Here is a 12,144-nt window from a genome sequence, read left to right on the forward strand (position 1 = left end):
ACCTACCTTTCAAATATTGATAAATCGCCAGCTCTTGCAGATAGATAACCATTTTCATAAATGCCCATTTTTTCTAACCATGCTAGAAATGCAGGTGCTGGTTTTTTACCAAACGTTTGAAGTAATGTAGCGACATCATGGAAGCTCATGGATTGATAGTTCAGCATAATATCATCGCCCATCGGTGCAGCTATAATAAAGTTGACACCAGCAGCTGTTAATAAAACACTTAAATCTTCAATATCATTTTGGTCTGCCTTAATATGGTTCGTGTAACAAATATCAACACCCATTGGGATGCCGTGCATTTTGCCCATAAAGTGATCTTCTAGTCCTGCCCGTATAACCTGTTTGTTATTGTATAAATACTCCGGTCCAATAAAGCCAACAACCGTGTTCACAATATACGGATTAAAATGTCTAGCAAAGCCGTAATTTCGCGATTCAAGTGTTACTTGGTCAATCCCCATATGTGCCTCAGCAGATAGCTCTGAACCTTGCCCAGTTTCAAAGTAAAATAAATTCGGGCCAGTTCCTGTTCCTTGCTTTTTCACAAGCTCCTCTGCTTCCCTTATTAGGTCAGCAGAAATACCAAACGAGCGATTCGCACTTTCCGTTCCGGCAATACTTTGGAAAATCATATCGGCTGGAGCACCTTGTTTAATAGCCTTCATCTGTGTTGTAATATGTGCTAACACACAGTTTTGCGTAGGTATCGACCAATCATTGATAAACTTCTTTGTGGCTTGCAATACTTTCTTCACACTTTCAACTGAGTCATCGACTGGATTAATCCCAATAACCGCATCGCCAATACCATAGGACAATCCTTCTTTTAATGAAGCGATAATACCGTCAATATTGTCTGTTGGATGATTCGGCTGTAATCTTGAGGAAAGTGTGCCCTTTTGTCCGATCGTACTATTACAAGTTGACAGTATTTCCACTTTATTGGCAGCATGGACGAGATCTAAGTTGGACATCAGCTTTGTAACCGCAGCAATAATTTCTGAATTCATGCCTTTGCTTAATCGTTTTAATTCCCGATCGCCTGTTTCATTGGATAAAATGTATTCTCTTAGTTGCTCGATACTCCAGTTTTTAATTTCTCCATAAATTTGCTCATTGATATCTCCTTCAATAATGCGTGTTACTTCATCATTTTCAGGAGGAACTAATGGATGTTCTCTTATATCCTTTACTAATAACTCACTTAGAACAGCTTTTGCCGCAATTCGTTGCTGAACAGATTCAGCCGCAATTCCAGCTAGCTGATCCCCTGATTTTTCTTCATTGGCCTTGGCCATTACATCCTTTAATGAATTAAAATTATATTTCTCTCCACCAAATATCACCGATAGATTCACATTCATCCTCCTTACTTTGAGTGGAAAGCAAGTGTTTTTACAACGACCGGGACAACACCAGAAGGTAGTACTTCCCCAATGTCAATATAATCACCTGTTTCTACTTTGATTTGATCGATGCAAATGACGGGAACTGTTTGATTGAGTGCTTGTATCGTTTGCCCAATAACCTTTGCATAATCTGACTGAATGACTATGATAATTGGTATTTCCTTGGAGCTTCTCGTCGCTAAATGCTTCAAAATAGCCTCACATAATACACGGACGTCCTGAAAACTTAAATATGGTAACTGACTAAAATAGAGTGCAAACGGCGAGCGACTCTCCTGTATAGAAAATAGAGCATCGGCTCGTTCAATAGCTGTTTTCACCGCATAGTCGAATTCTTTGTTGTTCGTATCCATATGGCAATCAAAGACAGGCACATTTTTTAAAGGTAATACTTCTGCATCTACCTGAATCGTTGCACCACTAATCTCAGTTGTTTGCGTACCCGCACCAGTCACTGTTGCCCTAGCTGTTTCCTCTGGTTTTAGCCATAAAAAGGATTGTAGCTGTTCATGCTGCAAAAGACTTTTTGCTAATTTTTCTCCGATATCATCATACTGACGACTTGAACATTCATTTTCATAAATACAGGCAGCTACTCCACCAGAAAAAACAATTGCTTCAACAGGTTTATTCCAAGTTGGTAAATGTCCTAGCAATAATGGATGTTGTTCGTCTGTTAATTGTCCGCTTAGCGTCTTCGCTAAAATATCCGCCATCTCTTGGATTAGTCTTGCGACACGAACATCTTCTGCTGAATCGCCAACCTTCAATGGCTTTGACCATTTCTCCATCAGTTTCATAATGGGTGGTGAAATCGATTGGACATTGCCATTCTGAAATTCTATAAGTCTTCCACCGACATGCAATGTACACGTCCCCATTACTTCTCCGAACTGCATTACTGCTATATTTGCCGTACCACCACCAATATCAATGTTCGCGATAATTTTGGCTGTATTTTTAGATTGTTGTAAGGTACCTGCGCCTTTTGCTGCAATAATACCTTCCAAATCCGGGCCAGCAGAAGCGACTAAAAAGTGTCCGGCTGCATCTGAAATCGCATGAACAACTTCGCTAGCATTTTCCTTTGTTGCAGATTCGCCCGTAATGATAATGGCACCTGTCGAAATGTCTGCTGGTGCAATTTGGGCCAATTGATATTGTTGAAAAATAAATTGCTCGATTTTTTCCATATCGATCATTTCTTTATTGATAAATGGTGTTTTAATAATCGGACTTTGATGTAGAACCGTTTTGTCAATAATTTCAATTCGCGGCACATGCGTTACACCTGCAACGTTTTTCAACAGAAAACTACTGACAACCATCTTTGTTGTACTTGTCCCAATATCAATGCCTGCACTATAAATTTTTTCTGTCTTCAACTTACTCCCCCTCTAGCCATTACTGGCAATACATGAGATAAGGACTATCACGATCCTTCACAAATTGACGAATTTCTTCGTCAGAATTGATCTGAATAAGTGGCGCAATAAATTCAATACCAAGCTTTTGCCACGAAGAAGTTTTCACAATTGGACCATGCGTCATGACATTTTGTATTAACGCTGTTGCTCTCTCTACATCTGCATGGGGTGCATCAATTTTTGTTATGACACCAATTTGTATTTTGGGAATTCCTAAGCTAAATTGCGGAGGAAAAACACTCTTTGATGACGTGGCATCCTGCAAATAAATCACATGTGTCACTTCAAGCGATGTTGCCATGATGTTTTTGTAATACATCGGATTTTCTATATATTCTCCAGGTGTATCAACAATCCAGTCATCATAAACGAGCGCCTGTGTTTTATTAGCTTGTCCATCTTTCCCCAATAACGCATTCATCAGTGTCGACTTACCTGCTTGCACACCGCCTATTATCATTACTCGATTTTTCATACGGCACATCCTATGATTTCGTTATTTTTGATGGTGTATAGCCTAGCATCTCTGATAGAAAACGATTGATCTCTAACATCGCCATTTCAACCTCAGAAACACTACCAACAATAACAAGACTGCCAGTAAAGCGATCTAAAAACCCTAGTTTTACATTGGCTGACTTTGTTGCTAAATCTCCTGCAATAATTACTGTCTCACTCGGTGTACATGTCATAATGCCCAGTGCACCCGCTTCTTGAATGCCCAACTTTTGAAACATGTCTGGATCAGGATTTGCTATTAGATGGCTCAATGTTAGTTGCTTACCTGGCACAAATTCCTGAATAAACCGTTTCTTTTCTTCACTCACACCCCATCACCTCTTTCAAGATTTTTATCTGTTAGGTATTCACCTTCTTTAATAATCCCTGCCTTACGATCCTCTTGTTCAAGCCTTAAAGCAGTTGGAACAGATAGCTTATAGGCTAAGATAATTGCGATAACACCCGCCAAAAACTTACCAGTAATTACTGGTAAAATGATGGTCGGTTGGAAGTTAGCCGTAAACGATAAATGATCCCCTAAAAGGAATGCTGAACAAACTCCAAAGGAAATGTTAATGACCTTATCTTTCGGTGGCATGTGTCGAATAAGTGTAAACATGGCTAAAATGTTAGCAATTGTCGCTAAAATACCTGCGCTTCCTACTGATGAAAGGCCTAACTTTCCACCTGCTGCTTCTAAAGGTTTCGATGCATATTTTCTTATTAAGTACACCATTGGAAATGCACCCGCTAGCATAATACCGATGTACCCAGCAGTTTCAAGTGCCCGGAATTGATCGACTTTATCCGCCATGATCGGATCAAAGCCCCATGCACCAAAAACCTTTGTAAAAATACCTGTGAAAATTTCTACAATTGAGAACACTAGAACAAGCTTGATAGCCGCATCCATCACGCGTCCAAAAATCATGAAACCTTTGATCATGCCATTTGGAATTAGTTTTAGACCTAACGCAATTAACACGACGAAAATAAATAAAGGCAATAAATTAATTAATATTTGTAAAACAGAAATGGCAAAAACATATGTTGGTGCCGCTGTTGTACTAATTACTTCACGAACATCTGTATTGAATATCACAATCAAAATAGAAGATATAAATGCGCCAATCGGAATAGTTAAAACACCCGCCATAATACCTAAAGCCATATATTTATGATCTCGCTTATCTAACATGGCAAGACCCATTGGAATAGAGAACACAATTGTTGCGCCTGACATAAACCCTACCACCAGAGCCATAACCCATCCTTCATAAGACTCCTTTAACGCATTTGCTAATTGGTATCCTCCCATGTCCGAAGCTAAAATTGTTGTGGCTGCAATTGCTGGATCAGCACCAATCCATTCAAAAATCGGACTAATAAAATGACTTATAAACCATGTTAAGTAAGGTATAGCAGCCATGATCCCTGCAGCAGGTACAAAAATATGTCCAACCGTATGAATACCATTCATAAACTCTTTTCCGATTCCATATTCAGCATCTCGAATTGCTCCGATTGCCCCTAAAACTGCACAAATCATAATAATATAAACGATTATCGTTCCTATCATTGCCATCCTTCTCATCCCCCCTTTGATTTTTCTATTTATAAAAAAAAGACGCATTGAAAGAGGAAACCTCTTCAAAGCGTCTTTGCTTTAACTATTTACTTGTAAGGTATTGATAATGCGCCTTGCAATTAGCGCCATTTCCTGTTGAGCCCGCATACTCTCAGTGCGAATTTTTTTATAAGCTTCGTCCTCACTAAGGTTTTCTGCCTTCATAAGCAACCCTTTTGCTCGTTCGATTATCTTTCGCTTTTCTAATTCTGTTTGTTTATGCAGCAATTCTCCGTTTAGGCGGTTGAACTTATCAATCTGGTGAAACGCCACTTCCAACGCTGGCAGGACATTCCTCTCAGAAAATGGTTTCATGACATAGCCTAAAATATTATCCTGCTTCATGTACAGTAACAATTCTTTTTCACTATAAGCTGAAATAAATAGCACCGGTATACCGAGCTGCTGTTCAATAATTTTGCTTGCTTTTAAACCATCCAACTTTGGCATTTTAATGTCCATTAAGATTAACTGTGGCTTATGTGTAAAAGCCAACTCAATTGCTGATTCTCCATTATTCGCTTGTGCTACCACTTCGTAGCCGTTATCCTCGAGCATAAACTTCAAATCAATTGCAATAAGTGACTCATCTTCGACAATCATAACTTTCCTAGTCATTTAGGATAAATACCTCCTCACTTACAGGGAACTGAATTTGAGTATGTGTACCTTGTTCACTAGGGATAATTGAAAATGCGCCAGCTAAATCATATTCAACAAGCCTTATAATAATCTCCATTCCAAATGATGCCTTCACCTCTTGCATTCCAACGCCGTTGTCAGAAATATCTAGTGAAATAGTGGAAGCATCCTGTTGAAATTGAATGTCGATTTTACCCTCCTCACGACCAATAAAAGCATATTTCAGTGCATTTTGCAGTAGCTCACAAATGATTAACGCGAGCGAAACAGCTTTCTTAGAATGACAAAATAACTGTACATTATCATCATGAAAAGTTAACTGAATAGATGGTGTGTTGGATGTCCCAACCATTTTATTGCCAATCTTTTTAGACAACGCGATAACGTCCACTTTCTCTTCAGCATTATCCTCATTTTCTAAAATAAGTTCATAAACAGATGAAATACTATATATTCGATTTAACGCCTCTAGAAAAGCACTTGCACTGGAAGCTGACAAATCATTTCGCATTTGCAAGCGCAATAGACTTGTAACTGTCTGTAAATTATTTTTCACCCTATGATGAATTTCTCGTATAGCAAATGTTTTCATCATTAATTCATTTTCCTTCAACTTTAGCTCTGTAAGATCATGAATAATGAGGAGTGTCACTTTATCGTTTTGATGTCGAATAGGAATTTTTTTCACTATAAAGGATTTACGATCAATCGTAATTTCTAAGAAAAAGACATCGTCACCTTTATCATAGACCTCCTGTAAAAAAGGTAAAATCTTATTCAATGCAACGTTGTCAAAACGTTCTAGCCCTGATAGTTCGGATATTAATCGGTAGCCGGCAGGGTTGCTATAGATGACTTTGTTCTCATGATTTGTGAGAATAATAGATTCTACTAGCAAATCAGAAACTACTGGAATCGGTTGAGAATTTTGCTCTACAATATGCTCAATTAATGCAAAAGGCATTTGTCGAAAATCGCTTTTAGGTGTGGTTTGTATAGCCACCTGTTTTTCCTGGATCAACACTGCAATAACCTGCTGGTTGTCATTAAAGAGAGGGACAACGTTTTGTTCAACCGTTATACCTTCCTGTGTGATGGCTCTAGTAATGGACGATTTTTCTTTATTTTTAAAAGCAGTAAATACTGCTGGCTCGAAGCTTTCGAAGACAAACTTACCAATTACAGATTTTTCGTATAAGCCCCATTCTGTTTTTGGGAAAGCCTCTGCTACAACAATGGCATGTGGTAAGTTTTCCAGCATGCAATCTATGAACATATAACAATCTGTCAACTCAGCATAATACGATAATGTAGCTTCTATTTCTATTAACTTTTCTACATCTGTTGCAGATAAGCTCGTATATTTTTGGCACAACGTTTGAATGTTCGACAGGCTCAAACCCCCTATCACAAAATAACCAACTATTAATTTGATTATTCTTAAAATTCCTTTTCATCATTATAAACCTTTTGCAAAATTATTTTCAATATAAAAAATAATTTCTTTCAACAATTTTCGTTGCATTACAAAGAACTATATAACTTAAAAGAGAAATATTCAACACTTTTTTCAAGTTCTACATTATCTCACGATAAAAATATTATTTTACTTTACAAAAAAAGCGAGATTGCAGCAGGTGCAATCTCGCTTTTTTCTACTTTATTTCTGGTGTAACAGCTAATATATTTTCAAATGTTTCACGTTGCTTTGCTTCTTCTTCATTCAGCAAAATATGGATATCTCCATGGTCATTTGAAGTACGAATTAAACGGCCCATTCCTTGTTGTAAACGAAGTTGCATGAACGGTAATTCCACTTCTTCATATGGATTTTCTGCAAATGTACGTTTCGCATCAAATAAAGGATCATGTGGAGGGAAAGGTAAATCAAAAATAATCACTCGTGTTAATGCCTCTTCCGGCAAATCTAGACCCTCCCATAAATGATAGGAGCATAATGTTTTGATGGTGCCTTCTTGGAAATCACGAACAATCCCTGATAGTTCACGGTCCCCCTCAAACGCTACATACATCCGTTCCATAAGAGGTAATTCCGCTTTAAAATCTAACATCGCTTGCTTTGATTTAAATAAGATTAATGTTTTTTCGCCATCACGTAACAGCTGTTGAACACGCGTTGTTTTCCCTTTTTGCGATAGCTCATGTAAATAGATTCGCATAACTTCTTCATAATCGAATGGCGAAGGAACAGAGAACGACTGATAATCACGAATTCCTAAGCTATAGGCAATATATGAAAAATCTTTATTGACTGATAAAGTCGCTGAAGAGAATATTATTGGCAGTTTTTTAGAAAATAATTTTTCTGCTAAAACTTCTGTGATGAGACGCGGCATAATTACGAGCGTTTCCTCCCCATCAGTTTCCTCTAACCAATCAACAGCATCTCCCTGTGCTACGAAAATACGTAAAGATGCCTCGTATTGTTCTAAATACTCTTCTGCCATATTTAATTCATACTCTGGAATCATATACATTTCAGATTCAAAAACAAATTCCTCAAGTAATGTTTCAACATCAGCAATAAGTTGTTTACCGTATTTCAACAGATTTGACGATTTATTAATTCGTTTACGTTCTTCTTCAGAAGCTACTAGATCATCTCGTAGCTGGTCAAAAAATAGCTCGTGATCATCTTGTAATTTTTCCATCGCATATAATGTACGTTCTCGCACACCATCTACCATTAAACGCTCTAACAATTGAACAATTGTTGTCGCCTGTACTTTATACGTCATTGCTTTCTGTGCAGCATACTCCAATAAATGACCTTCATCTAGCACAATCATTGACACTTCAGGCAATAAAGCTAATTGACCTTCACGTTCACGGGAATCCTTTGTTGCTAAATGCTCCATTAAGAAATCTTGTGAACAAATAATGAGATCTGCCGATTTACGATAATGTGCGCGATGTAATGTTTGACCACATCTATTACGCAGGTCACATACTGAACACTGCATAATTGAATTGTAGTTTACTTTTTGCCAATCTTCATCACTAACAGTTGGATAATCGCTACGTTCACCATAAGGTTGTATAGCAATCATCGAACCCTGTGCGTATACTCCGTCAGGTATAGAAAACGCAATATCATCGATCCATTCATCAGTTTCTACTTTTTCTGCTTCCTCAAAACGTTTTAAGCATAAGTATTGGTCTCGTGATTTTGCTAGGCGAACATCAATTTCAAGACCTAACGTTTTCTGTAGTTTATAAATATCTCCGCCCTCTTTTACTAACTGGTCGATTAAGGTTTCATCAGCACATGCGATCAGCGCTGGTTTACCAGTATAGCGTGCATAGGATACAGCCGGTAGTAAGTAGGCAATTGTTTTCCCAGTCCCTACACCTGCCTCTGCAAAAAGCACATTTTTCTCTTTTAAAGCCTGCTCAATTTGATAGGCCATAAAAATTTGTTCATCACGGCATTCAAAGCCCTTTTCAGGTAATTCATCATAAAGGACGTCACCCATCCAGTCACCTAATGACTCAAAAAATGAGCGATCCTTTGTTAATACAAATGGTAAAGATTTACGCAATTGACGTTCCCCCTCTAACTATCTGGTCCTATTATACGCGACGAAACGGAAGATAAGAAAAAATCTTATCTTCCGTTATCGTTTTTTAATCTCTTTTAGACTTTTGTCCCCAGAATTGGTAATAATTCGTTTCAATAAAGCCATTGAATAATTTACGCTTCTTGGTCGATTGACGACCGTACAATTCCTCAAAGTTTTTCATTGAAGACAGCATGTACACAGACCAAGTCGGATAGTTTTTCATGACTTTTCCTAAATCACGAATTACTTGCTCTACGACTTCGATATCACCAATACGCTCACCGTATGGAGGATTACCAATCATAACACCATCTGTTAACTGTGTTGTAAAATCACGTGCTTGCATTTGCTTGAACGTAATTATATCACCAAAGCCCGCTTCTAATGCATTTTCTTGGGCTATACTCACCATGCGATGGTCTATATCAGACCCAAAAATTTCTAATGGTTGATCATAGTTCGCTAAGCTATCCGCTTCATCTCGCACTGCATCCCAAATTTTCGCCTTCATCCATGGCCAATCTTCTGAAATAAATTCACGATTATAGCCCGGTGCAATATTTTGCCCAAACATTGCAGCTTCTAATGCGATTGTACCTGAACCACAGAATGGATCAACGAACGGTCGATTAGGATTCCATTTTGAAATTTGAACGAGTGCCGCTGCTAATGTTTCTTTTAATGGTGCTTCACCTTGTGCTTGACGATAACCGCGTTTATGCAAGCCTGTACCCGATGTATCAATAGTAAGTGTAGCCACATCTTTTAAGATTGAAACTTCAATTTTATAGGTTGCACCGGATTCATCTAAAAACCCTAGTCGCTTATAATGCTGTTTCATGCGCTCTACAATTGCTTTTTTAGTAATTGCCTGACAATCTGGTACACTAAATAATTTCGATTTAACAGACTTCCCTGATACTGGGAAAGCTGCATCAACTGGTAGGTATTTTTCCCAAGGTAGCGCTTTTACACTTTCAAACAACTGTTCAAAAGTTTTTGCCGGAAACTGACCTACAACAATTTTTACGCGGTCTGCTACACGTAGCCATAAATTTGTTCTTGCAATGGCCGTTTCGTCACCTTCAAAATACACTTTGCCGTTATCAACTGTTGTTTCATAGCCTAGTGCCTTTACCTCTTGTGCCACAATTGACTCTAATCCCATTGCGGCAGTTGCTACTAATTTATAGTTTGCCATACACTAATTCCTTCCTTGATGTTCAATTTCCCAATACTCCATAAACTTCATAAGTTCATGAAGTGGCAACGGTTTACTGTAATAATAGCCTTGAATTATATCACAGTTCATTTTACGTAGTATATCCACTTGTTGTGCTTGTTCTACACCTTCGGCAACAACTTTCATTTTTAGGCGATGCGACATTTGAATAATGGCATCCACTACGGCCTGTTTTTCTTCGAGTGCGCCAATATGTTGAATAAAGCTTCGGTCGATTTTTAAATAATCAAGAGGGAAGCGAACTAAATAACTAAGTGACGAATAGCCTGTCCCAAAATCGTCAATAGAAATTTTAAAGCCCATTTTTTTAAGTCGCCCAAGCTTGCTAACCGTTTCATTTGCACTGTTCATTACAGTACGCTCTGTCACTTCGATTTCAAAATTATTAGCAGATGTGTTATATCGCTCTAATATCGTTTGTACAGAGTCTAAAAAGTTTTGTTGCTTAAAGTGAATGCTAGAAACATTAATGGCAACCGGGGCCTTATAGCCATATTGTCGCATCTCAATAACAGCCTCACAAGCTTTTTCTATAATCACTTCGCTTAAAGGAATGATTAATCCTGTTTCCTCTGCATAAGGAATAAATTCTGCAGGAGAGACAAACCCTAGCTTTTCACTATTCCAACGAACAAGTGCCTCTAAACCTTGAATCTCTTCCTTTTCCATAGATATTTTAGGTTGGAAATGCAGCTCAAATTCCCGGTTTTCGATTGCTCTCCGTAGTTCTGAATCTAATAATAAAACACGCTGAGCATCCGTCTTCAATTCATCGAAATAAAACGCATAATCGTTAAGGCCATTCTTTTTTGAATAAGTCATGGCCTTGTCAGCACAATGAATCAACTGCTCCGTTGTTTCACCGTCTAATGGGTACATGCTAATACCAATACTAGTAGAAATAAAGATATCTTGACCATTAACATCCAAAGGCTGTTCAATAATCCCAATAATTTGTTCAGCAAAATTTGCAGCTTCTTTGGCATTCTTCACATTTGTTAACGTAATAATAAACTCATCACCGCCATATCTAGCAATGATATCTTTATTTTTCAACAATGATTTTAAGCGCTTTGCCACCTCTACTAGAATAGTATCTCCGACTGCATGACCTAGCGTATCATTAATTTGCTTAAATCTATCTAAATCTAAAAAATAAACTGCATGCTGTACTGAATGAGAAATAGTAGAAGTTGATTCCAATAAATTATCCATTCTTTCAATATATGCAAATCGATTTGATACTTCTGTTAATGAGTCCGTTAACAAACGCTTTTCGAGTTCATTTTCTACTATTTTTCTTTCAGACAAATCTGTGAAAATACCACAGTAATTTGTAATCTCTCCTTCATCGTTGGCTACACCAACAATTGTTAACCATTCTGGATACACGTCTCCAGTTTTCCGACGATTCCATATTTCCCCCTGCCAAATACCTTCTTGTCGTATCTTTTGCCACATATCTAAATAAAATTGCAATTCATGAATACCTGACTGTAGAACGGCTGGCGTTTTTCCAACCACTTCATCACGCTTATAGCCAGTTACAAATTCAAATGCAGGATTGACCAATTCTATTCTTTTTTCTTTATCTGTGATCATAATGCCTTCAGATACATTTTCGAAGATTTTTGTCATCAAGGCAGTAGGATATTGGGTAATCGAATTTAGGTTCTCCAGACTATCGTTCACTCTGTTCATG

Annotated in this window: 10 protein-coding genes; all 10 read right to left on the reverse strand. The window is 37.8% G+C overall.

Annotated elements, in window-relative coordinates:
* Positions 1 to 2 precede the first annotated feature (2 nt).
* Entirely contained in the window at positions 3 to 1,373 is a 1,371-nt protein-coding gene (locus MWJ95_RS01660) for an ethanolamine ammonia-lyase subunit EutB (RefSeq protein ID WP_249103865.1), read from the reverse strand.
* 5 nt (positions 1,374 to 1,378) lie between these two features.
* Positions 1,379 to 2,803: an ethanolamine ammonia-lyase reactivating factor EutA gene (locus MWJ95_RS01665; RefSeq protein WP_249103867.1), complete on the reverse strand. Its 1,425-nt coding sequence runs from the start codon at positions 2,801 to 2,803 to the stop codon at positions 1,379 to 1,381.
* A 19-nt stretch (positions 2,804 to 2,822) separates the two neighbouring features.
* Complete coding sequence (locus tag MWJ95_RS01670) at positions 2,823 to 3,320, reverse strand: EutP/PduV family microcompartment system protein (RefSeq protein WP_249103869.1); 498 nt, start codon at positions 3,318 to 3,320, stop codon at positions 2,823 to 2,825.
* Positions 3,321 to 3,330: 10 nt separating this feature from the next.
* Complete coding sequence (eutS, locus tag MWJ95_RS01675) at positions 3,331 to 3,672, reverse strand: ethanolamine utilization microcompartment protein EutS (protein ID WP_249071697.1); 342 nt, start codon at positions 3,670 to 3,672, stop codon at positions 3,331 to 3,333.
* Positions 3,669 to 4,931, reverse strand: a complete 1,263-nt coding sequence (eutH, locus tag MWJ95_RS01680; protein ID WP_249071694.1) for an ethanolamine utilization protein EutH — start codon at positions 4,929 to 4,931, stop codon at positions 3,669 to 3,671. The genes eutS and eutH overlap by 4 nt, the downstream gene beginning before the upstream one ends.
* An 81-nt stretch (positions 4,932 to 5,012) precedes the next feature.
* Positions 5,013 to 5,591 carry an ANTAR domain-containing response regulator gene (locus MWJ95_RS01685; protein ID WP_249071693.1) on the reverse strand — a complete coding sequence of 193 codons (579 nt, stop codon included), beginning with the start codon at positions 5,589 to 5,591 and terminating at the stop codon, positions 5,013 to 5,015.
* Positions 5,584 to 7,014, reverse strand: a complete 1,431-nt coding sequence (locus tag MWJ95_RS01690; protein WP_249103871.1) for a histidine kinase N-terminal domain-containing protein — start codon at positions 7,012 to 7,014, stop codon at positions 5,584 to 5,586. Before MWJ95_RS01690 ends, MWJ95_RS01685 begins: the two co-directional genes overlap by 8 nt.
* A 256-nt stretch (positions 7,015 to 7,270) precedes the next feature.
* Positions 7,271 to 9,178, reverse strand: a complete 1,908-nt coding sequence (locus tag MWJ95_RS01695; protein ID WP_249071689.1) for an ATP-dependent DNA helicase — start codon at positions 9,176 to 9,178, stop codon at positions 7,271 to 7,273.
* Between the two features lie 85 nt (positions 9,179 to 9,263).
* Complete coding sequence (locus MWJ95_RS01700) at positions 9,264 to 10,400, reverse strand: THUMP domain-containing class I SAM-dependent RNA methyltransferase (RefSeq protein WP_249071687.1); 1,137 nt, start codon at positions 10,398 to 10,400, stop codon at positions 9,264 to 9,266.
* Between the two features lie 3 nt (positions 10,401 to 10,403).
* Complete coding sequence (locus MWJ95_RS01705; RefSeq protein WP_249103873.1) at positions 10,404 to 12,143, reverse strand: GGDEF domain-containing phosphodiesterase; 1,740 nt, start codon at positions 12,141 to 12,143, stop codon at positions 10,404 to 10,406.
* Position 12,144 lies beyond the last annotated feature (1 nt).

Source organism: Lysinibacillus sp. Bpr_S20 (assembly GCF_023337835.1).
Classification (GTDB): Bacteria; Bacillota; Bacilli; order Bacillales_A; family Planococcaceae; genus Lysinibacillus.

What these genes read in the sequence shown, in the direction of transcription:
- MWJ95_RS01660 (WP_249103865.1), bottom strand. Translation starts at nt 1,373, where the DNA reads ATGAATGTGAATCTATCGGTGATATTTGGTGGAGAGAAATATAATTTT.
- MWJ95_RS01670 (WP_249103869.1), bottom strand. Translation starts at nt 3,320, where the DNA reads ATGAAAAATCGAGTAATGATAATAGGCGGTGTGCAAGCAGGTAAGTCG.
- eutH (WP_249071694.1), bottom strand. Translation starts at nt 4,931, where the DNA reads ATGGCAATGATAGGAACGATAATCGTTTATATTATTATGATTTGTGCA.
- MWJ95_RS01685 (WP_249071693.1), bottom strand. Translation starts at nt 5,591, where the DNA reads ATGACTAGGAAAGTTATGATTGTCGAAGATGAGTCACTTATTGCAATT.
- MWJ95_RS01700 (WP_249071687.1), bottom strand. Translation starts at nt 10,400, where the DNA reads ATGGCAAACTATAAATTAGTAGCAACTGCCGCAATGGGATTAGAGTCA.
- MWJ95_RS01705 (WP_249103873.1), bottom strand. Translation starts at nt 12,143, where the DNA reads ATGAACAGAGTGAACGATAGTCTGGAGAACCTAAATTCGATTACCCAA.